Here is a 23,590-nt window from a genome sequence, read left to right on the forward strand (position 1 = left end):
AAATTAGAATTTAAAGTTCGCTTTTGGATTTTTTTTTGGGTTTTTCAGACAATTGTGTTGATAACTTAAGTGCTTTATGTGGTATTTTACTGGGTATATAGCCTGCGTTTTCATATATTTGCCTGTTAGACAATAAATACATTTATTAGAATAAATTATATGAGCGAAGAAATCAAGAAGAACAATTATTCAGCAGATAGTATTCAGGCATTAGAAGGAATGGAGCACGTAAGAATGCGTCCATCGATGTATATTGGAGATGTAGGGGTTCGAGGACTGCATCATTTAGTTTATGAGGTTGTTGATAACTCTATTGATGAGGCCATGGGAGGACATTGTGACGCTATTAGTGTTGCAATAAACGAAGATGGTTCTGTTACAGTTGAAGATAACGGACGTGGTATTCCAGTTGATTTACATAAAAAAGAAGGTGTTTCTGCACTTGAAGTTGTAATGACTAAAATTGGTGCCGGAGGTAAATTCGACAAAGATTCATATAAAGTTTCTGGAGGTTTGCACGGAGTTGGGGTTTCTGTAGTAAATGCCCTTTCGGTTCATATGAAATCTACCGTGTTTAGAGAAGGTAAAATTTATGAGCAGGAATACGAAAGAGGAAAAGCTTTATATCCAGTAAAACAAATTGGGGAAACAGAAAAAAGAGGTACACGTCAGACTTTCTTTCCTGATGATACTATTTTTCAACAAACTACCGAGTTTTCATACGATACACTTTCAGCACGTATGCGTGAACTTTCTTTCTTAAACAAAGGAATTACAATCACATTTACGGATAAGAGAGAAGTTGATGATAAAGGTGAATTTAGAAGTGAAGTGTTTCATTCTGATGAAGGACTTAAAGAATACATCCGTTATTTAGATGGTAACCGTGAGCCAATTGTTTCTCACGTTATCAGTATGGATAATGATAAAGGTGAAATTCCGGTAGAAGTTGCCTTAATTTATAATACAAGTTATACAGAGAATATTTTCTCTTACGTAAATAATATCAATACTCACGAAGGAGGAACGCATTTACAAGGTTTTAGAAGTGGTTTGACAAGGACGCTTAAAAAATATGCTGATGCTTCAGGTTTATTAGATAAATTAAAATTCGAAATTGCTGGAGATGACTTCCGTGAAGGATTAACAGCAATTATTTCGGTAAAAGTATCAGAGCCTCAGTTCGAAGGACAAACTAAGACTAAACTTGGAAATAGAGAGGTAGTTTCTCCGGTTTCTCAAGCAGTTGGAGAAATGTTAGAGAATTATTTGGAAGAAAATCCAAATGATGCAAAATTGATTATCCAGAAAGTAATTTTAGCAGCGCAAGCACGTCACGCAGCGAAAAAAGCGCGTGAAATGGTACAGCGTAAAACCGTTATGGGTGGCGGAGGATTACCTGGTAAATTATCTGACTGTTCAGAACAAGATCCAGCGAGATGTGAGGTTTATCTTGTCGAGGGAGATTCGGCTGGTGGAACGGCAAAACAAGGACGTGATCGTAACTTTCAAGCGATTTTGCCATTACGTGGTAAGATTTTGAACGTTGAAAAAGCGATGCATCATAAAGTATTCGAAAACGAAGAGATCAGAAATATTTTTACAGCTTTAGGAGTAACAGTTGGAACTGCTGAAGATAGTAAGGCGTTAAATCTTGAAAAACTAAGATATCATAAGGTAATCATCATGTGTGATGCCGATGTCGATGGTAGCCACATTTCTACCTTAATATTAACGTTCTTCTTCCGTTTCATGAAAGAGCTTATTGAAGAAGGCCACGTGTATATTGCAGCGCCACCTTTATACTTAGTTAAAAAAGGAAACAAAAAAGAATATGCTTGGAATGATGTACAGCGTGATCAAGCTAACGAAAGAATGGGAGGAAGTGCAAACATTCAACGTTATAAAGGTCTTGGAGAGATGAACGCGGAGCAATTGTGGGAAACTACAATGGATCCAAATTTCAGAACTTTACGTCAGGTAAATATTGATAGTTTGGCAGAAGCTGACCAAGTTTTCTCTATGTTGATGGGTGATGAAGTACCGCCTCGTAGAGAGTTTATCGAGAAAAATGCAGTTTATGCAAATATTGATGCATAAAATGAAAAATTAATAATTTCAATTCGTTTAATTGTTTAAATTTACTAGACAATTAAACGAATTGCCTTTTTAAAGAATAGGCAGTATTAATAACCGATAAAGTATAAAATATGAAAGTTACCATTGTAGGAGCAGGAAATGTTGGAGCTACATGTGCAGATGTTATTTCTTATAGAGGAATTGCAAGCGAAGTAGTATTGTTGGATATTAAAGAAGGTTTTGCAGAAGGAAAAGCACTGGATATTACACAGTGTGCTACAAATACTGGTTTTAATACCAAAGTATCAGGTGTCACCAACGATTATTCTAAAACTGCAGGAAGCGATGTAGTTGTAATTACATCAGGTATTCCAAGAAAGCCCGGAATGACAAGAGAAGAATTAATAGGTATAAATGCAGGAATTGTAAAAGCAGTTGCTGAAAATGTATTAAAATATTCTCCAGATACAATTATTGTCGTAGTGTCAAATCCAATGGATACGATGACGTATTTGGCTTTAAAAGCAACAGGTCTTCCAAAGAATAGAATTATAGGTATGGGTGGCGCTTTAGACAGCTCACGTTTTAGAACTTATCTTTCTCTGGCTTTAGATAAACCTGCAAATGATATTTCGGCAATGGTAATTGGAGGTCATGGAGATACAACTATGATTCCGTTAACTCGTTTAGCATCTTATAATGGAATTCCAGTTTCAGAGTTTCTTTCAGAAGACGTGCTTCAAAAAGTAGCAGCAGATACTATGGTAGGAGGAGCGACACTTACAGGATTGCTTGGAACTTCTGCTTGGTATGCTCCTGGAGCTTCAGTAGCTTATTTAGTCGATAGTATTTTGAACGATCAAAAGAAAATGATTGCTTGTTCTGTCTTTGTGGAAGGAGAATATGGTCAAAATGATATTTGTATAGGAGTTCCATGTATAATTGGTAAAAATGGTGTGGAAGAAATTTTAGATATTAACTTAAACGATCAGGAAAAAGCATTATTTGCGAAAAGTGCAGATGCAGTTCGCAGCATGAATGATGCCCTAAAAACGATTTTAGTATAATAAAAACCGCAAAAAAGAGAAAAGGCTGCACTTTTGCAGCTTTTTTTTTGAGATTAATTAATAAATAAATTGGTTAATATTTTCGTTAATTATATATTTGCTCGGTTTAAAAAAAAATTGGTAATTCGTGATCTCGTATTTTTGTTTTAAAAAATCATGTCAGGGCTTATTTTATGGGACTTTAAAACAAAAACAAAAATAAAACATAATTAATTTTTAGTAATAATGCAGAATAAAGGACTTATTAAATTTTTCGCAATTCTATTTGCATTGGTAAGTATTTACCAACTATCATTCACTTTTGTGGCAAATGGCGTCAAAAGTGAAGCCAAAGCTTTTGCAGGAGATAATCCAGATAAAGAGCTGAAATATTTAGATTCTATTGGTAAAGAAAAAGTGTTAAACCTTGGTTTTACTGATTTCACTTATAATGAAGTGAAAAACAAACAGCTTAATAAAGGTCTTGACTTAGAAGGAGGAATCAACGTAATTCTTCAAATTTCTATTAAAGATGTATTAAAAGGTTTGGCTAATAATTCTAAAAATCCAGTTTTTAATAAATCATTAGCTGATGCATCTGCAAATTTAGAAGGAAACAAAACATATTTAAATAAGTTCTTTGAAGCTTTTGAGGCAAATTCAAAAGGAACTGTGAAATTGGCATCGCCAGATATTTTTGCTAACAGAAGTCTTCAAGGAGATGGAGGGGTAGATTTTCAAATGTCTGATGCTCAGGTTCAAAAAGTAATCAAAAGAAAAGTTGACGAGTCTGTAGAAAGTGCTTTTAAAGTATTAAGAGAGCGTATCGACAAATTTGGTGTTACACAACCAAACATCCAAAAATTAGGAGAAACAGGAAGAATCTTAGTGGAGCTTCCAGGTGCTAAGGATGTAGATAGAATTAAAAAATTATTAGGTGGAAAAGCTCAATTAGAGTTCTGGGAAACTTATAAAATTGAAGAAATTGGAAACTTCTTAGTTGCGGCTAACGAAGCATTAAAGAAAACTGAAGTTAAGAAAGTAGAAACTAAAACTGTTGCTAAAGATTCATTGAATGCCTTGTTGACAGATGATGCTAAAGATTCTACTGCAGCTAAAAAAGGAAACAATCCTTTATTTGACAAAATTGTTGGTCAAGGTGGTGGACCAGTTTTAGGTTATTTTGCACCAAAAGATACAGCAGCTATTAATGCTTATTTTAAAAGACCAGAAATTAGAGTTTTATTGGCAGCTGATCAACATTATGCAAAATTTGTTTGGAGTAAGCCAACTACTATAAAAGATCAAAAAGCAAAAGATTTAGCAAGTGCAAAAGATATTGAAGTTGTTGAATTATATGCTTTAAAAGGAAACAGAGACAATAACCCAGCAATGAGCGGTGGTGTTGTTACTGATGCAAAAGATACTTTTGACCAAATGGGTAAACCTGCAGTTTCTATGCAGATGAACAGCCAAGGTGCTAAAGTTTGGGAAGAATTAACAGGTAGAGCTTTTGCTCAAAAAAGTTATATTGCTATTGTTCTTGATGACATCGTATATTCTGCGCCTGGTGTTACAAGTGGTCCAATCGCTGGAGGAAGATCTGAAATTACAGGTTCTTTTGATGTTGCTGAGACTAAAGATTTAGCTAACGTATTAAATGCGGGTAAATTACCAGCTTCTGCAGATATTATTCAGTCAACAGTTGTTGGTCCATCTTTAGGACAAGCGGCTATTGATGCAGGTACAATTTCTTCTGTATTAGGATTCTTATTAGTTTGTGTTTGGATGGTGTTCTATTATGGTAAAGCAGGTTGGTATGCAAACCTTGCGTTATTATTGAACTTACTATTCTTATTCGGAATTATGGCAAGTTTTGGTTTTGTATTAACATTGCCAGGTATTGCAGGTATCGTGTTAACATTAGGTACTGCGGTAGATGCTAACATTATTATCTACGAAAGAGCAAAAGAAGAATTGCGTGAAGGAAAATCGCTTTCTGAAGCTGTTCAAGCTTCTTACGGATGGCATGGTGCAATGCGTTCTATTATTGATGCTAACGTTACTCACGTTTTAACTGGAGCGATCTTGTTTATCTTTGGAACAGGACCAATTAAAGGTTTTGCATTAACGTTATTAATCGGTATCGTAACTTCATTGTTTACTTCTATCTTTATCGCTAGAATTTTTATCGACAGAAATATTTTAGGAAAAGCAGATTTAACTTTCTCTACAAACATTACTAAAAACTGGTTTACTAATTTCCACTTTGACTTTATTAAAGTTAAAAAATTCACTTATATCTTCTCTTCTATTGTAACTGTAGTAAGTTTAGTTTCTATCTTCTTCGTTAACGGATTAGATGAAGGTGTTGATTTTGTTGGAGGAAGAACTTTCCAAGTTAAATTTGAGAAAGCAGTAGATGCTACTGCGGTTTCAGATGAATTATCTGCTGCTTTTGGTACTCCAGTTGAAGCTAAAATTTTAGGAGATGATGATCAATTAAAAATCACAACTAAATATAAAATTAAAGAAGATGGTGTCGCTATCGATGAAGAAGTAAACCAAAAATTATACGCTGCTTTACAGAAATATTTCCCAAATACTTCTTATGATAAATTTATCAACTCTTATAATGGTAAAACAGTTGGGGTATTGCAAGCATCTAAAGTTGGAGCTTCTATCTCTGAGGATATCAAGACAAACTCATACTGGGCAGTTCTTGGAGCAATGGCAGTTATTTTCTTATACTTAATGGTGTCTTTCCGTAAATGGCAGTATTCATTAGGTGCGATTGCAGCTGTTGCGCACGACGTTGTGTTTGTATTAGGAGTTTATTCATTATGTTATAAATTCATGCCTTTCCACATGGAAATGGATCAGCACTTTATTGCTGCGATCTTGACTGTAATTGGTTACTCAATGAACGATACTGTAATTGTATTTGACAGGGTTAGAGAGTTTATCATCGGAAACCGTAAAGGAAGTTTTGAAGATATCGTAAATGCTTCTATTAATACTACATTATCAAGAACATTGAATACTTCATTAATGATGATCATTGTATTATTAACAATGTTTATCTTTGGTGGAGAATCTATCAGAGGATTCATCTTTGCAATGTTAATCGGTATTATTGTGGGTACTTATTCTTCATTATTTATCGCAACTCCAGTATTGGTTGATACGATTTCAAATGATGAAAAACATACAATTGAAGACAAACACAATAAGGCATAATTGAAAACCTTATTTTAAATAATTAGAAAGACCCAGTGAAAACTGGGTCTTTTTTTTATGTTTGTAATTACTTTCAAAAATGATTTATGAGTCAAAAATGGATATTCTTTATTATTTTATTATTTACTCTGATGCGGTTTAAAGCGCAGGAGATTAATAACAAAGGTAGAATAGGTGTGAATTATGGTTTTGGAAGAGAATTCAATAATAAGGATTACACATTTACAAATCGTTTTTATAAAGTGCAGTTGTATTATAAACTTAAAGAAACTGGAAGTTTTCAATATGAAGTTTTAATACAGCCAGAGGTTAATTTCGGAAAACATCAATTGCTTAATTTGTATTTTGTAAAACCTGAAGTATTCAATTTTGAGCAGAAACGTATTGAATATATGAGGCTGAAGAATGTTAATGAATATGTTCTTAATATTGGTTTTCTTGTTAGAAAGCCCATTAGTAAGATTTTTTCTTGTTATGCGTTGGGAAGTATTGGTCCGATGCTTGCAGATGCTGAAACAGAACGTATGTCTAAAGGTTTTGCCTTTGCGGATGTTTTTGCTGTTGGATTTACTCTTGATTATAAGGAATTACAATTTGATGTTCGTCCTAGTCTGCGTCATGTTTCTAATGCAGGATTAGGAAGTTCAAATGCGGGCTATAATTCAAAAAATATTGAGTTTGGTATTTCGTGCCAATTATAAAAGAAAATGCCCAATATCGGCTGATATTGGGCATTCTTTTTATTTTTAAAAATATATTTTAGGATTCGGCCAAAGGATTTCTTTGCGCTCTAATCATGAAGAATAATCCGATGATAATGAATGGAATACTCAGCCATTGTCCTGTAGAAAAATAACCTAAGTTCTTTTCGATTCCCCCTTGGCTTTCTTTTACAAATTCAACAATAAATCGAACTACAAACAAAAGAACTAAAAATAATCCAAATAAATAGCCAGACTTAAGCCTTGTATTTGTTTTCCAGTATAAGAAATATAAAATGGCAAATACAAAAATGTAAGAGAACGCTTCGTATAATTGTGCTGGATGCCTTGCAGGGACTTCTGCTAGTAAATTAGCAAACTTTGGGTTTGTAGCAATAGCATTGTATGCTTCTTTTGGATCGGCGATTCCTGTTTTTTGTACAGCTTCATTTTTGTTGATTGCATCATGTAAAAAACGAATTCCGAACGCAGATGTTGTTTCGTTGCCAATAATTTCTGAGTTAAAGAAATTACCTAAACGTACAAAAATAGCACCGCTTGCAACAGGGATTACAATACGATCCAAAATCCATAAAAGCGAACGTTTTAAAATCTTTTTACTATAATAATACATTGCAACAATAATAGAAATTGCTGCTCCGTGACTAGCTAATCCTTGGAAACCTGTAAATTCCCATCCTTTGATAAAGCCAAAAAGAGTTTCGGTTTCGCTTTCTTTAATTGGTAAAACGATTTCAATTAAATGATTTCTAAAATATTCCCAATCATAAAAGAAAACATGGCCTAAACGCGCTCCGATTAAAGTAGCAAGTACTGTCCAAACAAATAAGGAATCTAATTTTTCTATTGATTCATTTTCTCTTTGGAAAATCTTTTTCATTAAAAACCAACCTAAAAGAAAGGCAATTACAAACATTAAGCTGTAATAACGAATCATAAAAAATCCTAGATTTATTCCTTCCGAAGGATTCCAAACAAAATTTAAGGCGTGTGTCATGTAAAATGTTTTATATATTGTAAAAATAAATATTTAATGTAAAGTACCGCTTTGTAAAAGGTTAATGTTTGTGATTGCATTTCTTTTCTGGTACAGGGTCATAACCGCTTCTTCCCCAAGGATGACAACTCAAAATGCGTTTAATTCCTAAAAAACCGCCATAAAACAATCCATGCATTTGTAAAGCCTGTATCATGTAAGTAGAGCAGGTGGGTTCAAATCTGCAAGACGCCGGAGTAAACGGGGAAATTGCAGTTTGATAAAAACGCACTAAGAGTACAAAAGGGTATATTAGAATTTTGGATAACATATTTTTTTTAAGTGTTCAGTGTTCGGTTTTTAGTATTCAGTTTTTTACTTTTCAGATTTAAACTTTTGCCTAACTCAACACTAAAAACTGAATACTGAACACTTTTTATTGTATGCTAAATGAAGTTCCTTCTTTTCCGTCTTTTAGCTGAATTCCTAAAGCAATTAATTGATCTCTAATTTGATCAGAAAGCGCGAAGTTTTTGTCTGCTCTGGCTTGGTTTCTCATTCCAATAAGCATATTTACTACACCTTCTAATTTGTCATTATCACCATCAGCATTTTTCTCGTCATTAAGACCTAAAACATCAAATACAAATGCTTTTACTGCTGTTGTAAAATCTGCTAAATCAGCTGTGGAAATAGTTTCTTTGCCATCTTTTAATAAATTAATGTAACGAACAGCTTCAAATAATTGTGCAATTAAAATCGGCGTGTTGAAATCATCATTCATTGCATCGTAGCAAAGTTGTTTCCATGCTGCAAAATCAATAGAGCTTGTATTTCCAGCTGTAATGTTTGGTAAAGCCTCAACAGCTTCCATTAATCTTTTATAGCCTTTTTCAGCAGCAACAATAGCATCGTCAGAAAAATCCAAAATACTTCTGTAATGTGCCTGAAGCATAAAGAACCGTGTCACAGACGCGGAAAACGGTTTGCTTAAGATATTGTTATCACCGCTAAGGATTTCGCCTGGTAAGATATTATTTCCAGTCGATTTAGCCATTTTCTTTCCATTTAAAGTCAGCATATTGGCATGCATCCAGTAATTTACCGGAGCTTGACCAGTACAAGCTTCATTTTGAGCAATTTCACATTCGTGATGAGGAAATTTTAAGTCCATTCCACCTCCGTGAATATCAAAATGATTTCCAAGATACTTGGTGCTCATAGCGGTACATTCTAAATGCCATCCAGGGAAACCATCACTCCAAGGCGAAGGCCATCTCATAATGTGTTCTGGCTCGGCTTTTTTCCAAAGTGCAAAATCCTGTGGGTTTCTTTTGTCAGATTGTCCGTCAAGATCACGTGTGTTGGCAAGCATATCATCGATATTTCTACCGCTTAGGATGCCATAATTATTAGTTTCGTTGTATTTTACAACATCAAAATACACAGATCCGTTAGCAACATATCCAATGCCTTTATCAATTATTTTTTTGATGATTTCGATTTGCTCAATAATATGTCCAGTAGCAGTTGGTTCAATACTTGGAGGCAAGAAGTTGAAAGCTTTAAGAATATTATGAAAATCTACAGTATAACGCTGTACTACTTCCATGGGTTCCAATTGCTCTAAACGTGCTTTTTTAGCAATTTTATCTTCACCTTCATCAACGTCATCTACGATATGCCCCACGTCAGTAATATTACGAACATAACGAACTTTATAATCCAGATGAAGAAAATATCTAAAGATTACATCAAAAGACATAAAAGTTCTAACATTTCCTAAGTGAACATTACTATATACGGTAGGGCCGCAAACATACATTCCAACATTTCCATCATGGATGGGTTTGAAATCTTCTTTTTCACCAGATAGTGAATTGTATATTTTTAAGGGTTGACTGCTATATAGTGGCATATTTTTAACTTAATTGTTTGTTTTAGGAGCTAATCCTGCTATCCGCTGTATCTTTTATGGCGAACCCCGCCATAAAAGGATGCCGCTTCTATCAGGGCTAGATCATAAATATAATAGAAATAATTGTAAAAAATTAAAACTGAGTGTCTAGTTTAATGTAATCAAGAAATTCTCTTTTTGTTTGTGGATCTTTAAATTTTCCACCGAATTCAGATGTTACTGTACTGCTTTCGATATCTTTAATTCCCCTTGAATTTACACAAAGATGTTTTGCATCAATAACGCAGGCAACATCTTCTGTCCCTAAGGCTTTTTGGAGTTCTTGAACAATCTGCATTGTCAAACGCTCTTGTACCTGTGGTCTTTTAGCATAATATTCAACAATACGGTTCATTTTGGATAAACCAATAACTCTTCCGCTTGAAATGTAAGCTACATGTGCGCGCCCGATGATTGGTAATAAGTGGTGTTCACAAGTAGAATAAACAGTGATGTTTTTCTCTACAAGCATTTCTCCGTATTTGTAGTTGTTGTCAAAAGTTGAAGCTTTTGGCTGTTTTGCTGGGTTTAAACCTCCAAAAATCTCTTTTACAAACATTTTTGCAACTCGGTTTGGAGTTCCTTTGATGCTGTCGTCTGTCAAATCCATTCCAAGAGTCTGCAGAATGTTTTCAACATCTTTTTTTATTTTTTCTATTTTTTCTTCGTCAGTGATATCAAAAGCATCTGCTCTTAAAGGGTTTTTTGCATTACTGCTGAAGTGACTGTCACCAATTTCGTCTAAAAAATCTTCGTTATTTATCATTAAAAACTACTATTATAATGGGTATATCTTTTTAAGGCGGTAAAGATAATTAATAAATGGGAAACCTTTTCTATGGTTTTTACGATTTAATTGTTCCTTTTTGGATATAATTTAAAATTGATTCTAAAAACAAAAGACAATAACGAAAATAGTTATTGTCTTTTGAAAGTTATGTTTGAATATTTTTATCTATTATTATAAACCAATAAAGCTTCTTTTAAGATGTTTACGGCTGTAATTAAATCTTGTTTGTTTAGAACATAAGCAATACGAACCTGATTTAATCCCATTCCTGGTGTCGAATAAAAACCTTTTGCCGGTGCAATCATTACGGTTTCGCCATTTAAATTGTAGCTTTCTAAAAGCCACTGTGCAAAATCATCTGAGTTTTCTATTGGTAATTCTGCAATGCAATAAAAAGCACCTTTTGGTTTGGTAACAATAACTCCGTCAATTTTATTTAATTCTGCAATCAAAGTATTGCGTCGTTCTTTGTATTCTGCAATAACTTCGTCAAAGTAACTTTGAGGAGTGTCTATTGCAGCTTCACAGGCAATTTGTTCAATGGTTGGCGGACTCAAACGGGCTTGAGCAAATTTCATTACTGTTGCTAGAACTTCTTTGTTTTTCGTAACCAGACAGCCAATTCTTGCGCCACACATACTGTAACGTTTAGAAACAGAATCGACCATGATTACATTTTGCTGTACATGTTCTAGATTCATTACAGAAAAATGTACATCATCTCCGTCATATAAAAATTCGCGATATACTTCATCAGCAATTAGATATAAATCGTGTTTTTTAATTAGACTCGCTAATTGCTTAATTTCTGCTTCAGAATATAAATATCCAGTCGGATTTCCAGGATTGCAAATCAGAATGGCTTTTGTTTTAGGTGTAATTAGTTTTTCCACTTCTTCGATGCTTGGTAATGCAAAAGCAGTTTCGATAGTAGAAACTAACGGAACAACAGTTGCACTTGTTGAAGATGCAAAGGCATGATAATTAGCATAAAAAGGTTCCGGAATAATGATTTCATCTCCTGGATCTGTAATTGTGGCCAGCGCAAATAGTAAGGCTTCAGAACCACCAGTTGTTACAATGATGTCTTCTGTGTTAACGTTTACATTTTGGCGCTGGTAAAATTGTGCTAATTTTTTTCTATAGCTTTCATATCCGGCAGACGGACTGTATTCTATAAGAGTCAAATCAATATTTTTTACCGCCTCGATGGCCACTTCCGGTGTCTTGATATCCGGTTGACCAATGTTTAAGTGATACACCTTGTGTCCTTTTTTCTTTGCTAAATCAGCAAAAGGAGCCAGCTTGCGTATCGGAGATTCAGGCATGTTTCTGCCTTTGTGTGAAATTGTTGGCATGAGTATAAATTATTGAAGTGCAAATTTGCATTTTTTTTTCCAATTTAACGTAAACAATAAGGGTACTTCTAAAAATGTAACAATAATAAATATATTTGCTAATTTTATAATAAAATATTGTCAATGAAAAAATATATAGTATTGTTTTTTGGGTTATTCTTACCTTTTTTGCTTTTTGGACAAGGCGATTTTTTATTACAAAACAATGCAGCTAAGGCTACAGTGCCCTTTAAATTGATTAATAACCTTATTTTTATTCCGATAAAAGTTAACGGAATAGAACTTAATTTTCTATTAGATTCTGGTGTCGAAGAAACTATTTTATTCAGCATGGAAGAAAAGCAGGAAGTAAGCTTTAATAATGTTGAAAAAATCAAACTCCGTGGATTAGGAAGTGAAGAAGAAATTGAAGGTTTGAAGTCCACCAAAAATATTTTAGAAACTCATGGCCTAAAATCTAGTGACCATATGGTTTATATTATTTTGGATCAAAGTTTTAATTTGTCTTCTCATATCGGAATTCCTGTTAATGGAATTATTGGACATAAATTCTTTAAAAATAATTTGGTTGAAATTAATTATCAAAAAAAGAAAATTATAGTTCATGCCAAGAATAATAAATTTCAAGAAAAGCTAGACAAGAAATTTAGAAAGATTCCGATAACTATAGAAAGATCAAAACCTTATTTAATAACCACAGCGACGGTCAACAATGTACAAGTACCTGCAAAACTGCTAATTGATATAGGAAACAGTGATGCTTTTTGGATTTTTGAGAATGATAAGATTAAACTTCCAGATCGAAACTTTCCAGACTTTTTAGGAAAAGGATTTAGCGGTGATATTGAAGGACACCGAGCTAAAATCGATAAATTTTCTATTGATGAATTTGATTTTAAGAAACCCATTGTATCCTTTCCCGATTCCATTTCTATTAGAAATGTAAAGATGGTTCCAGGGCGTATCGGCTCAGTTGGAGGAGAAGTTCTTAAGCGCTTTACTTTAGTTTTGGACTATAAAAATAAAGAATTATATTTAAAGAGAAACAGCAAGTTTGGAGAACCTTTTACTTACAATAAAAGTGGTATTACAGTACAGCATAATGGATTGCAATGGGTCCAGGAAACGGTTAATATGGAGACAGTCCGAGTAGCATCTTCAATTGACGAAATACAGGAGAGAGAAAGAAATAACAATAATTTTAAGTATAAATTTGCTCTTAAACCGGTCTATGAAATTGTTAATGTAAGAAAGAATTCTGCAGCAGAAAAATGCGGTCTTCGTAAAGGAGATATTATTGTAAGCATAAATAAAATACAGCCTTACAGATACACTTTACAGCAGATAAACAATCTACTAAAATCAGAAGATGATGTATGGATAAACTTGGAAGTGGAACGTAATAGTTTAGTGTTGAAATTCAGGTTTAAATTAGAAGATGAGCTTTAAGAATTTATAAATGGCTTGGATTAAAATAAGTTTTTACTCTAATTTTGAGATATATTTTATTTTTTTGTGAAAAAATGTTTGTTAAAATTAGTTTTTTGCCTAGATAATTTATTATGTTTAACAAAAATTTAATCTATGGTAAAAAACTACATTAATTTCTTACAATTTTTATTTGTTTTTACTTTCTTTTTGATCTTCTCTGCAAAAATCAATGCACAATGTGCAGGATCTAACGCACAATTAGATTTATGTACAACTATTGCGGATCCTGCAAATCAAAACATTTCGTTGTTTTCTTTATTAGGTGGAAATCCTGTTCCAGGTGGAACTTGGACTGCCAATACAAATCCACGTGGATTAACTGCTGCAACTGGAATGCTGAATGCGCAGCTTCTCAGTCAAGGAGGTGTTTATAATTATACTTATACAGCACCTGCAACAGCAGGCTGTACAAATAACAAAGCAATAGTAACTGTAACTATTGGTGCCTATGCGGGTGTTGCGGCTCCATATGCGACGGTATGTAGTGATGAAAATATTTTCAACCTCTTTACTGCTTTCAACGGTACTGTTATGGCTCCTCATACAAATGGAGTTTGGACGGATGTTGATGGAAATGTTGTGCCTCAATCAACAATTGGAGTGACTAATAAAAATGGGCAATATCAGTATACTTACACTGTTCCGCCAGTTCTTGCTTGTTCTAACGCTTCACCTTCTTCTACCGTAATTATAACGGTAGTTAGAGCACCTAGAGAAGGAACGCCTAACAATTTACTTATTTGTGCTGATACTCAGATTTCACAATATACTGCTTTAGACTTAGATACTAGACTTTCCGGGCAAGACAGCGGAGGAGAATGGAGCGGACCAGGAATAGTCTCTCCAACAGATCATATTGTGAATCTGGAAGAACAATATAATTTAAACGGACCAGGCGACTACGAATATAATTATATAGTTTATGCTACTCCTAATAATAAAGTCTGCCCAGACAAAATTGCTACAGTTAGGGTTACTATAGAACAACGTCTCGATTTTACAGGAGCAAAAGTTGATGTGGTTAAAGATATTTGCGAGCCCGAAATACCAACCGCTAGATATTCAGCTACCTTAACACAAGGAGCACAATCTATTTCTGATGGACAATATGAAGTAACTTTTAATGTATCGGGGCCAAATGGAGGTTCGCAAACCATTACTTCTAGTTTTGTAAATGGTGTACTTACTTTTCCAGTTTCGCCTTCTTATTTTAGACAAGTTGGAAAATTTACTCTAACCATTACAAATATTATTTCAACTTTAAGTAAAGGAGCCTGTGCTAATATTATTAATGATTTATCAGATATTCTAGAGATTCATCCAATTCCGCGTTTAGATGGAGCCTTGCTTACATTTGATCCGACTTGCCAAAATAAAGATGCTCAAGCTCATTTAACAAATGCAGCCCTACTGCCAGATGGAAATTATGATATTGTTTATAATGTTACAGGAGACAATTTTACATTAGGACAGAGACAGAATATTACAGTTACTGGAGGTATTTCAGATTTTATAATTCCTGGAAATTTAAGTGTAAATAGTGGAGCATCGACTATTACGATTACTAATATTACCAATACTGCTACAGGCTGTACCAATACTGCTAATATAAGAGGAAATTTAATTATAAATCCGCTTCCAAATGCTGCAACCGTGAGTGTTGTTGTAAACGATCGTTGTCTTAATGATCCCGTTACTGCAACAATTTCAGGATTAGGCAGTCTGACGGATATAACAATTACCTACATGCTATTGGGAGATAACATAGCTTCTGAAATGATAACTCTTACTGCCGCAGGAGGGAAAGCTGAATTTCAGATTCCTCCTGGATTGCTTTTAAACACTGGTTCTACAATTATTTCACTAACCAATTTAAAGAACAATGTGACAAGTTGCGATAGTAACTTGAATAATGTGTTAGATAGTTTTATTATAAATCCAATTCCAGTTGCACCAACCGTAAATCCACAATCATTCTGTAAAGTAGACGAAGCAGCAGTTTCCAATCTAGTTCCGAATGGGAATCAATTTAAATGGTATGAATCTGCAACAGCAGCAACACCGCTTGCGGGTACTGTACTTTTGCAATCCAAAACATATTATGTTAAAGAAACGTCTGCCGCAGGCTGTACGTCAGAAGCAGCAGCGGTTACAGTTACTATAGACGATTCTCCTGTTCCAGTATTAAATTCGGATGGACAGAATTTCTGCGGACTAAATAATCCAACTATTGCAGATTTGTCCAATAATACCAATGTGCCAGCAACAGTAGTTTGGTATGATGCTCCAAATGGGAATTTATTATCGCCTACAAAACCTTTGGTCGAACAAGGGAAATATTACGGATATAATTTTCCAAGCACAAACTGTTTTTCTTCAGAATATATAGAAGTCACAGTAACCTTGACAGAATGTGATAATGTGCCAAATGACTTTTTTGTGCCTGACGGATTTTCTCCAAATGGTGATGGTGTCAATGATTCATTTGTAATAAAAGATATTGAATTTTTATATCCAAATTATACTCTTGAAATTTATAACAGATACGGAAACGGAATGTATAAAGGGGATAAAAATAAACCAGCTTGGGATGGTATGAATTACGAAAAAAGCGGCATCGCTGGCGGAATTGCACCCAATGGAGTTTATTTTTATGTATTGCATTTCAATAAGGACAACAAACCGTCGAAGCAAGGCCGTCTTTATTTAAATCGATAAATCTTTTTATGTTTTTAATATAATTTTCAAATGAAAAAAATACTACTCTTTATAAATTTCCTTTTCTATTTATCAGTTGGCGCACAGCAAGATCCAGAGTATACACATTATATGTATAATATGAGTGCAGTCAATCCAGCATACGCGACAGGAGTACCCGCTATGATGAATTTTGGAGGACTGTATAGAACACAATGGGTTGGAGCGGTAGGAGCTCCAAAAACATTTACTTTTTTTGCACATAGCGCGATTACAGAAAAAATTGAGGCTGGAGTTTCATTTATATCTGATGATATTGGAGACGGTGCTAAAAAAGAAAATAATGTTTATGCTGATTTTGCGTATGTCTTAAAATTGGGAGGACAAAATAAACTTTCATTAGGATTAAAAGCTGGGTTTTCTTCCATACAGAGCAATTTTAATGGTTTTCGTTTTACAGATCCGCAGACCGATTTTGCTTTTTCAGAAAATATAAATGCAACCAAACCTAATATTGGAGTTGGAGCTTATTATTTTAGAGATAATCTTTATGTTGGATTATCCGTTCCAAATTTGTTGAAATCAAAATATATTCAAGAAAAATCAGGAATCAATGCTTTTGGCTCAGAAGAAATACATACTTTTTTAACAGCAGGTTATGTTTTTCAGCTGAATGATGCACTGAAATTAAAACCAGCATTTATGTCAAAATTTGTCAAAGGAGCACCAATAACTTTAGATGTAACTGCCAATGTTTTATACAACGAAAAGTTTGAATTTGGTGCAGCATATAGAATTGACGATTCTGTAAGTGCCTTGTTTAATATCAATGTAACGCCTACTTTGAGAGTGGGTTATGCTTATGATTATACATTGACAAATTTCGGTCAGTTTAATTCGGGAACACATGAAATTATGTTGTTGTTCGATTTAGATTTGTTAGGAAAAGGTTTTGATAAATCACCAAGATTCTTCTAAAATGAAAAATATGAAAAAACTACTCGTTATTATATTCGTATTTTCAATACAGTTTATAAAGGCTCAAAATCAGGAATTGGTAAGAGCTAAGAAATTCTTTGATAGAACTTATTATACCGAAGCAATTGTTTTGTATGAAAGACTTGCAGAAGAAAAACCTTCACAGGAAGTAATAAAAAACTTGGCCGATTCTTATTTCTACACCAACAATTTGGTTAAAGCACAACGTTATTACCGACTTTTGGTTAATAGCTACAGCAATAATTTAGATCGCGAATATTATTTTAGATATGCACAAACTTTAAAAGCAACCAATAGTTATGATGATGCAAACGTCGCTTTAAAAGAATATTATTCAAAATCGGCTAATACCGAGGATCTTGTCAATTTTGAAAAACAACTAAAAACGCTGGAAAACGTATCGGCAATTGGGAAAAGATTTGACATAAAAAATCTTCCGATAAATACGCCTAATTCAGAATTCGGTGCAGTAAAATACAATGATAATTTGGTTTTTGCAGGTGTTAAATTGAAACCTAATCTGTTTGATAAAAAGTACAAATGGGATAATGCAACTTATTTAAATTTAGTTACAATTCCACTGAAAAATATTAATTCTTCAGATTCGATTGTACATTATTTTGCTAAAGAATTAAAAACAGGAATGCATGAGTCTAATGCCGTTTTTACAAAAGATGGAAAAACGATGTATTTTACTCGAAACAATTCTAAAAACGGAAGAAAAAAGAGAGATGATAAGAAAATCTCAAGCCTTCAGATTTTTAAAGCAGAACTGGTAAATGGTAAATGGACAAATGTAACATCACTTCCATTCAATAGTCCGAATTATTCAACGGAACATCCAGCTTTAAGCGCTGATGAAAAAATCTTGTATTTTGCTTCAGATATGCCGGGATCTTTAGGATCTTTTGATATTTATTCGGTCAATATTAATAGAGGAGCATTTGATACGCCAAAGAATTTAGGTCCAGAAATTAATACAGATAAAAGAGAACAATTTCCTTTTGCTTCTTCGGATAATAAACTTTATTTTTCTTCAGATGGACATTTAGGCTATGGCTCTTTAGATGTTTTTGTTTCTGAAATAAACGGAAACGAGTATTCAAAACCAGTAAATATTGGACTGCCTTTAAACTCTAATTCAGACGATTTTGCTTTTAATGTTGATTCGAATACGAAAGAAGGTTTTTTTGCGTCCAACAGAGAGGGAGGAAAGGGAAGTGACGACATTTATCAATTCAAAGAAATCAAAGATTTAATTGTAGAGGATTGTAAACAATTCATTGCAGGAACAATTACAGATGTTGACACTCAATTGGCACTAGAAAACGCCACTGTAATTCTGCAAGATTCAGAAAATAAGACCTTAAATACAATAACAACTGCTGCTGATGGAAAATTCAGTTTTACTGTTGCCTGCGAAGCTTCTTATAAAGTTTCGGCTTTTAAAGAAAAATATACAAACGAGTCAAAAACATTAACTTTAGATAAAACAAGAGATAAAACAAATGATGCTTCATTGGCTTTAAAATCTTTAGAAGCTATCAAACTGGAAGAGAAGGAAAAAGCGGAAAAGAAAAGACAGCAGGAAATTATTATAGAAGAAGAAAACAAGAAAAAAGCTGAACTTGTTGCAATTGAATTAAAACAGAAAGAGAAAAAAGCCAAAGAGCAAGAAATTGCAGCAACTGAGGCTAAAAAGCAAGAGAAAGTAAAAGAGATTTTAGCACAGGAAAAAGATGTAATAAAAGATAAAGACCGACTAATCATCAAAACAGATCCAATTTACTTTGACTATAATATGTGGTACATCCGCAAAGAATCAAAAGTGGTCTTAGGAAGAGTAGTGGAATTAATGAAAAAATATCCAGGAATGGTAATCGAAATTGGTTCACATACAGATTCAAGAGGAAATGCTAAATTCAATGAAGATTTATCTCAAAAAAGAGCCAATTCAACTAGAGAGTTTATCATTCAATCTGGAATAGATGCTAAAAGAGTTTCTGCAAAAGGATACGGAGAATCGGTTCCAATTATAAAATGTAAAACGGATGAAGCTTGTTCTGAAGAAGACCATGAGTTAAACAGAAGATCTGAATTTGTAATTAAGAAATTATAAAGTTTATTTTTAAGACATTAAGTAAGCCTGAGAAGATTGAATTTTCTCAGGCTTTATTTTTACAGAAAAATTTTGCCAAAACATTTTAGTTGTTTTCTTTTTTATTTAATTTTATAAAATAACCTTGAAACATAAATAAAGAAAATATGAAAAATCTAGTTTTACCTTGCCTGCTTGTAATCTGTATCGGATTTCAAAGTTGTAAAAATGAAGAAAAACAAAAAGAAGCTGCTACGGCAAAAGCTGAAGGAGAAACAGTTGTAAGCACAGAATGCTACAAAGCGATCTACGAAAAAGATACGGTTGATTTGAAACTGAATACTTTGAAGAACGGAAAGTTATCAGGTGAAATGGTTATGAAAGTTGCGCCTTCAACAGTAAGAACTGGAGAAGTAGCGGGAGAATTTCACGGAGATACTTTATTTGTAGATTATACTTTTAAAGACTCGGCTACAAAAAATACTACATTTAAAAACCCAATGGCACTTTTAAAACGTGACAAACAGCTTATTTTAGGAAACGGAACTATGCAGACTACAATGGGAGTTACGTATTTGGTTAAAGACAAACCAATCGATTTTGAAAAAGTAAAATATAAATTTGATGCCGTTGAATGTACTGCTAAATAATAAAAACAACAACAATTTAGTAAACCGACATTTTTTTTAAACCTGTCGTGTTTAACTTAGAAAGATAAAAAAAAGCCGTTTCTTCAATAGAAACGGCTTTTTACAATTTATAAATTTAAGTTTTTTACAAAACTTCACCTTTAATTTTAAGAGCTACACGCCCGTCAGGATAATTTACTGCATTTGTTTCAACAGTAATGGTTTTACGAATTGGTCCTGAAACCATATTGTATTTAACATCAATTTTTCCTTTTTTGCCCGGCTGAATTGCAGCAGCAGGTTTTGTAACAACAATAGAGCTTACAGTTGATTCTGCACCTGTAATTAATAAAGGAGCGTCTCCAGTATTTGTAAATTCAAAGGAACGCAGTCCGTTATCAGTTTTAGAAATTTTTCCATAATCAATTGTATTGTCTGGGGCTGCAAATTCAATTTTAGGGCCATTTTGTGCATAACCTATTGCGCTAAACAATAAGACTGCAATAAAAGAGGCTGCATTTTTCATATGAAATCAGTTTTTAATTGTAAGTAAATATACATTCTTTTAATTAACACACAAATTATTATTTCTCTTTTTATAGTCTACTTAATTATTTACTTTTGCTGTCAATTATAATTACAAAAATTGAACCAAAGTTTTGGTTTATTTGTTTAACTGTATAATCGTTTAGCTGAAATATTCAAAACGATTAAGCAACAAAACAAATTGATAATTAAACAAATTAACGATTAAACAACCCTAGTAAATGACAATTCCAGCACAATTTGACGCTAAAGCGATCGAGAACAAATGGTATGATTACTGGATGAAAAATAACTATTTTCATTCAGAACCTGATCATAGAACACCTTATACAATTGTAATCCCGCCGCCAAACGTCACTGGAGTCCTTCACATGGGACATATGTTGAACAATACGATTCAGGATGTTTTAATTCGTCGTGCACGTTTAAAAGGTTTCAACGCTTGTTGGGTTCCGGGAACGGATCACGCATCGATCGCTACTGAAGCAAAAGTGGTAGCGAAACTAAAAGCAGAAGGAATCAACAAAAATGATTTAACCCGCGAAGAATTCCTAAAACATGCTTGGGAATGGACAGATAAATACGGCGGAACAATCTTAGAACAGCTTAAAAAATTAGGTGCTTCTTGCGATTGGGAACGCACCAAATTTACTATGGATCCAGATATGTCGGCTTCTGTAATTAAATCGTTTGTTGATTTATACAACAAAGGATTAATTTACAGAGGATACCGTATGGTAAACTGGGATCCGGAAGCTAAAACAACACTTTCTGACGAAGAAGTTATTTACGAAGAACAACAAGGAAAATTATTTTTCTTAAAATATAAAATCGAAGGTTCAGAAGATTTCTTGACGATTGCAACGACACGTCCTGAGACTATCTTTGGAGATACTGCTATCTGTATTAATCCAAACGATGAGCGTTTTACACATTTAAAAGGGAAAAAAGCGATTGTTCCAATCTGCGGAAGAGTAATTCCAATTATTGAAGATGAATATGTAGATGTAGAATTCGGTACAGGATGTTTGAAAGTAACACCTGCGCACGATATGAACGATAAAACTTTAGGTGAAAAACACAATCTTGAAATCGTTGATATTTTTAATGAAGACGCGACTTTAAACAGCTTCGGATTACATTATCAAGGAAAAGATCGTTTTGTGGTTCGTACTGAAATCGCAAAAGAACTAGAAGAAATTGGAGCTTTGGCGAAGACCGAAATCCATTTAAATAAAGTGGGAACTTCTGAAAGAACCAAAGCCATAATCGAACCAAGATTATCAGATCAATGGTTTTTGAAAATGGAAGATTTAGTAAAACCAGCAATTAAATCGGTTTTAGAAACAGGAGAAATTAAATTACATCCAAAACGTTTTGAGAACACTTATGCACATTGGTTAAACAACATTCGCGATTGGAATATTTCTCGTCAATTATGGTGGGGACAACAAATCCCAGCATACTATTATGGAGACGGAAAAGAAGATTTCGTAGTTGCAGAAAATATTGAAGATGCATTAGCTTTAGCAAAAGAAAAAACCAAGAACCAACAACTAACAACCGACAACCTTAAACAAGATGTTGATGCGTTAGATACCTGGTTTTCATCATGGTTATGGCCAATGTCTGTTTTTGGTGGAATTATGGATCCAGAAAGTCCAGATTTCAAATATTACTATCCAACAAATGACTTGGTTACTGGTCCGGATATTTTATTTTTCTGGGTTGCGAGAATGATTATTGCAGGTTACGAATATGCTGGTGAAAAACCATTTACAAATGTGTATTTGACGGGATTAGTTCGTGATAAGCAACGTCGTAAAATGTCTAAATCATTAGGGAATTCTCCTGATCCTTTAGATTTAATCGATGCTTTTGGAGCTGATGGAGTTCGTGTAGGATTGCTTTTAAGTGCTTCTGCAGGAAACGATATCATGTTTGATGAAGAATTATGTAATCAAGGAAAAGCGTTCTCAAACAAGATTTGGAATGCATTCAAATTGATTAAAGGTTGGGAGGTTTCAGAAACTATCGCGCAGCCAGAATCATCAAAAGTAGCAATCGAATGGTACGAAGCGAAATTACAGCAGACTTTAGTTGACATTGAAGATAATTTTGACAAATACAGAATTTCAGATTCACTAATGGCGATTTACAAATTAGTTTGGGATGATTTCTGTTCTTGGTTCTTAGAAATGATTAAACCGGCTTATCAACAGCCAATTGACAGCGTAACTTTCGCGAAAGCGATCGAAATGTTAGAAAGCAACTTGAAGTTATTACATCCTTTCATGCCTTTCTTGACAGAAGAGATTTGGCAGTTAATTGCTGAAAGAACGCCAGAACAAGCTTTAATCGTTTCAACTTGGCCAGAATTAAAACCATTTGACGCTAAATTAATTGCTGATTTTGAAAATTCAATTGAAGTAATTTCTGGAATCAGAACAATCAGAAAAGACAAAAATATTCCGTTTAAAGATGCAATCGAATTAAAAGGAATCAATAGCGAAAATCTTTCGACTTATTTTGATTCAGTTGTAACGAAATTAGGAAACGTTTCGGCTTTCGAATATGTTTCTGAAAAAGTAGACGGCGCCTTATCTTTCCGTGTAAAATCAAATGAATATTTCATTCCGATTACAGGAAATATCGATGTTGAAGCTGAAATTGCAAAACTGACAGAAGAATTGAATTACACAAAAGGATTCTTAAAATCTGTTGAAGCAAAACTTTCAAACGAGAAATTCGTAAACGGAGCTCCGGAAAAAGTTTTAAATATAGAAAAACAAAAACAAGCTGATGCTTTGGCAAAAATTGCTACAATTGAGCAGAGTTTGGCTGGTTTGAAATAAAATCTAGAGTTTCTATTAATTTATAGAATTAAACCCGACAGATTTTAAAACCTGTCGGGTTTCTTGTTTTTATATGCAATTTGTCATTCCGAGGAACGAGGAATCAC

Annotated in this window: 16 protein-coding genes; 10 read left to right on the top strand and 6 right to left on the bottom strand. The window is 33.7% G+C overall.

All coding sequences use genetic code 11. The features are described 5' to 3' along the window. Nucleotides 1–159 precede the first annotated feature (159 nt). The 4 genes from gyrB to P2W65_RS12275 all read left to right on the top strand — a co-directional run bounded on the left by gyrB (nucleotide 160) and on the right by P2W65_RS12275 (nucleotide 7,066). Entirely contained in the window at nucleotides 160–2,100 is a 1,941-nt protein-coding gene (gyrB, locus tag P2W65_RS12260) for a DNA topoisomerase (ATP-hydrolyzing) subunit B (protein ID WP_179007060.1), read from the top strand. Between the two features lie 110 nt (nucleotides 2,101–2,210). Continuing rightward, a complete protein-coding gene (mdh, locus tag P2W65_RS12265; protein WP_179007063.1) occupies nucleotides 2,211–3,146 on the top strand; it encodes a malate dehydrogenase in 936 nt (311 codons plus the stop codon). Nucleotides 3,147–3,371: 225 nt separating this feature from the next. Continuing rightward, nucleotides 3,372–6,365, top strand: a complete 2,994-nt coding sequence (gene secDF / locus P2W65_RS12270; protein WP_289665876.1) for a protein translocase subunit SecDF — start codon at nucleotides 3,372–3,374, stop codon at nucleotides 6,363–6,365. Between the two features lie 86 nt (nucleotides 6,366–6,451). Then, entirely contained in the window at nucleotides 6,452–7,066 is a 615-nt protein-coding gene (locus tag P2W65_RS12275; protein WP_289665877.1) for an acyloxyacyl hydrolase, read from the top strand. Nucleotides 7,067–7,124: 58 nt separating this feature from the next. Here P2W65_RS12275 and lgt read toward each other — a convergent pair whose 3' ends face one another. The 5 genes from lgt to P2W65_RS12300 all read right to left on the bottom strand — a co-directional run bounded on the left by lgt (nucleotide 7,125) and on the right by P2W65_RS12300 (nucleotide 12,168). Further along, on the bottom strand, nucleotides 7,125–8,084 hold the full coding sequence (gene lgt, locus P2W65_RS12280) for a prolipoprotein diacylglyceryl transferase (RefSeq protein ID WP_289665878.1): 960 nt from the start codon (nucleotides 8,082–8,084) through the stop codon (nucleotides 7,125–7,127). A 61-nt stretch (nucleotides 8,085–8,145) separates the two neighbouring features. Beyond that, entirely contained in the window at nucleotides 8,146–8,394 is a 249-nt protein-coding gene (gene yidD / locus P2W65_RS12285; protein WP_289665880.1) for a membrane protein insertion efficiency factor YidD, read from the bottom strand. A 105-nt stretch (nucleotides 8,395–8,499) separates the two neighbouring features. Further along, on the bottom strand, nucleotides 8,500–9,981 hold the full coding sequence (gene cysS / locus P2W65_RS12290) for a cysteine--tRNA ligase (protein ID WP_289665881.1): 1,482 nt from the start codon (nucleotides 9,979–9,981) through the stop codon (nucleotides 8,500–8,502). 133 nt (nucleotides 9,982–10,114) lie between these two features. Beyond that, entirely contained in the window at nucleotides 10,115–10,786 is a 672-nt protein-coding gene (folE, locus tag P2W65_RS12295) for a GTP cyclohydrolase I FolE (RefSeq protein ID WP_091495932.1), read from the bottom strand. A gap of 185 nt (nucleotides 10,787–10,971) precedes the next feature. After that, on the bottom strand, nucleotides 10,972–12,168 hold the full coding sequence (locus P2W65_RS12300; RefSeq protein ID WP_289665883.1) for a pyridoxal phosphate-dependent aminotransferase: 1,197 nt from the start codon (nucleotides 12,166–12,168) through the stop codon (nucleotides 10,972–10,974). 123 nt (nucleotides 12,169–12,291) lie between these two features. Between P2W65_RS12300 and P2W65_RS12305 the strand changes: the two genes are divergently transcribed. The 5 genes from P2W65_RS12305 to P2W65_RS12325 all read left to right on the top strand — a co-directional run bounded on the left by P2W65_RS12305 (nucleotide 12,292) and on the right by P2W65_RS12325 (nucleotide 20,103). Next, nucleotides 12,292–13,617 carry a PDZ domain-containing protein gene (locus tag P2W65_RS12305; RefSeq protein ID WP_289665885.1) on the top strand — a complete coding sequence of 442 codons (1,326 nt, stop codon included), beginning with the start codon at nucleotides 12,292–12,294 and terminating at the stop codon, nucleotides 13,615–13,617. A 135-nt stretch (nucleotides 13,618–13,752) separates the two neighbouring features. Then, nucleotides 13,753–16,377 carry a T9SS type B sorting domain-containing protein gene (locus P2W65_RS12310; protein WP_289665887.1) on the top strand — a complete coding sequence of 875 codons (2,625 nt, stop codon included), beginning with the start codon at nucleotides 13,753–13,755 and terminating at the stop codon, nucleotides 16,375–16,377. A 30-nt stretch (nucleotides 16,378–16,407) separates the two neighbouring features. Next, nucleotides 16,408–17,334 (top strand): PorP/SprF family type IX secretion system membrane protein, encoded by a 927-nt coding sequence (locus P2W65_RS12315; RefSeq protein WP_289665889.1) that lies wholly within the window; start codon nucleotides 16,408–16,410, stop codon nucleotides 17,332–17,334. A 10-nt stretch (nucleotides 17,335–17,344) separates the two neighbouring features. Next, complete coding sequence (locus P2W65_RS12320) at nucleotides 17,345–19,474, top strand: OmpA family protein (RefSeq protein ID WP_289665890.1); 2,130 nt, start codon at nucleotides 17,345–17,347, stop codon at nucleotides 19,472–19,474. A gap of 146 nt (nucleotides 19,475–19,620) precedes the next feature. Further along, on the top strand, nucleotides 19,621–20,103 hold the full coding sequence (locus P2W65_RS12325) for a hypothetical protein (protein ID WP_289665892.1): 483 nt from the start codon (nucleotides 19,621–19,623) through the stop codon (nucleotides 20,101–20,103). Between the two features lie 124 nt (nucleotides 20,104–20,227). Here P2W65_RS12325 and P2W65_RS12330 read toward each other — a convergent pair whose 3' ends face one another. Then, the gene (locus P2W65_RS12330; RefSeq protein WP_289665894.1) at nucleotides 20,228–20,608 is read right to left on the bottom strand and encodes a DUF1573 domain-containing protein; all 381 of its coding nucleotides are present in this window, start codon (nucleotides 20,606–20,608) and stop codon (nucleotides 20,228–20,230) included. 241 nt (nucleotides 20,609–20,849) lie between these two features. On the opposite strand from P2W65_RS12330, the gene P2W65_RS12335 reads away from it, so the two are divergent. Continuing rightward, a complete protein-coding gene (locus tag P2W65_RS12335) occupies nucleotides 20,850–23,483 on the top strand; it encodes a valine--tRNA ligase (RefSeq protein WP_289665896.1) in 2,634 nt (877 codons plus the stop codon). Nucleotides 23,484–23,590: the final 107 nt, after the last annotated feature.

This window comes from Flavobacterium panacagri, assembly GCF_030378165.1.
GTDB lineage: Bacteria > Bacteroidota > Bacteroidia > Flavobacteriales > Flavobacteriaceae > Flavobacterium > Flavobacterium panacagri.

Excerpts from the sequence above, each read along its gene's own strand:
- gyrB (WP_179007060.1), top strand. The coding sequence starts at position 160 with ATGAGCGAAGAAATCAAGAAGAACAATTATTCAGCAGATAGTATTCAG.
- mdh (WP_179007063.1), top strand. The coding sequence starts at position 2,211 with ATGAAAGTTACCATTGTAGGAGCAGGAAATGTTGGAGCTACATGTGCA.
- secDF (WP_289665876.1), top strand. The coding sequence starts at position 3,372 with ATGCAGAATAAAGGACTTATTAAATTTTTCGCAATTCTATTTGCATTG.
- P2W65_RS12275 (WP_289665877.1), top strand. The coding sequence starts at position 6,452 with ATGAGTCAAAAATGGATATTCTTTATTATTTTATTATTTACTCTGATG.
- lgt (WP_289665878.1), bottom strand. The coding sequence starts at position 8,084 with ATGACACACGCCTTAAATTTTGTTTGGAATCCTTCGGAAGGAATAAAT.
- yidD (WP_289665880.1), bottom strand. The coding sequence starts at position 8,394 with ATGTTATCCAAAATTCTAATATACCCTTTTGTACTCTTAGTGCGTTTT.
- cysS (WP_289665881.1), bottom strand. The coding sequence starts at position 9,981 with ATGCCACTATATAGCAGTCAACCCTTAAAAATATACAATTCACTATCT.
- folE (WP_091495932.1), bottom strand. The coding sequence starts at position 10,786 with ATGATAAATAACGAAGATTTTTTAGACGAAATTGGTGACAGTCACTTC.
- P2W65_RS12300 (WP_289665883.1), bottom strand. The coding sequence starts at position 12,168 with ATGCCAACAATTTCACACAAAGGCAGAAACATGCCTGAATCTCCGATA.
- P2W65_RS12305 (WP_289665885.1), top strand. The coding sequence starts at position 12,292 with ATGAAAAAATATATAGTATTGTTTTTTGGGTTATTCTTACCTTTTTTG.
- P2W65_RS12310 (WP_289665887.1), top strand. The coding sequence starts at position 13,753 with ATGGTAAAAAACTACATTAATTTCTTACAATTTTTATTTGTTTTTACT.
- P2W65_RS12315 (WP_289665889.1), top strand. The coding sequence starts at position 16,408 with ATGAAAAAAATACTACTCTTTATAAATTTCCTTTTCTATTTATCAGTT.
- P2W65_RS12320 (WP_289665890.1), top strand. The coding sequence starts at position 17,345 with ATGAAAAAACTACTCGTTATTATATTCGTATTTTCAATACAGTTTATA.
- P2W65_RS12325 (WP_289665892.1), top strand. The coding sequence starts at position 19,621 with ATGAAAAATCTAGTTTTACCTTGCCTGCTTGTAATCTGTATCGGATTT.
- P2W65_RS12330 (WP_289665894.1), bottom strand. The coding sequence starts at position 20,608 with ATGAAAAATGCAGCCTCTTTTATTGCAGTCTTATTGTTTAGCGCAATA.
- P2W65_RS12335 (WP_289665896.1), top strand. The coding sequence starts at position 20,850 with ATGACAATTCCAGCACAATTTGACGCTAAAGCGATCGAGAACAAATGG.